Origin of the sequence: Adlercreutzia sp. DFI.6.23 (assembly GCF_024462535.1) — a bacterium.
Taxonomy (GTDB): domain Bacteria; phylum Actinomycetota; class Coriobacteriia; order Coriobacteriales; family Eggerthellaceae; genus Adlercreutzia; species Adlercreutzia rubneri.
This window is the reverse complement of record NZ_JANGBP010000037.1, coordinates 1-575: the sequence shown is the minus strand read 5'-3', so window position 1 is coordinate 575 and position 575 is coordinate 1. Positions and strand designations below refer to the sequence as shown.

1 protein-coding gene is annotated in these 575 nt (G+C 58.4%); it reads left to right on the top strand.

Annotated features, from left to right (window positions below; translation table 11 throughout):
- Window positions 1–364 precede the first annotated feature (364 nt).
- Window positions 365–575, top strand: a 211-nt coding sequence (locus NE591_RS12215) for an ATP-binding cassette domain-containing protein (RefSeq protein ID WP_256156740.1), incomplete at its 3' end; no start/stop codon positions are given.

Here is a 575-nt window from a genome sequence, read left to right as displayed (position 1 = left end):
CAAATCACTCCTTTTTCGCTGCGGTGGGTGCCGTTTTGCCGATGTTTCGTGATTTCCAAGCCATTTCGCCCTAGAAAGCACCGTTCTGGCCGATCTTTCGTGATTTCCAAGCCAATTTCCCCGGGACGGTATCAACCTGGCCGATGTTTCGTCATTTCCAAGCCATTTTGCTCCCGAAGGGCTTCAGTGCTCGTTTCGTTGAGGGGATGGAGCCGCTGGAAAGAGCCATGGTTTATAATCGATGGCGTATCGAATTGACTCGCGAAGCGTGCCTCGCGGCTTGGTGGAGGCGCGAGATGTGATAAACGAACGGGGCCGGCAATCCTGAGGTTGGGCGCGGTCTCCAATGTGAAAGGCGGCCTACGTGGCGTTTCTTCTCGGTTGTGAAAAGGTGCGGGTGGAATTCCCCACGAAGACGGTGTTCGAGGGACTGTCCCTCGGGGTGGACGAGGGGGCCCGCATCGGTATTGTGGGCCAGAACGGCGATGGCAAGTCCACGCTTCTGCGAGTGCTCTCCGGCGACGTGGAAGTGGACGACGTCCGCGTCATCCGCACCCTCGGCGTGTCGGTGGGCA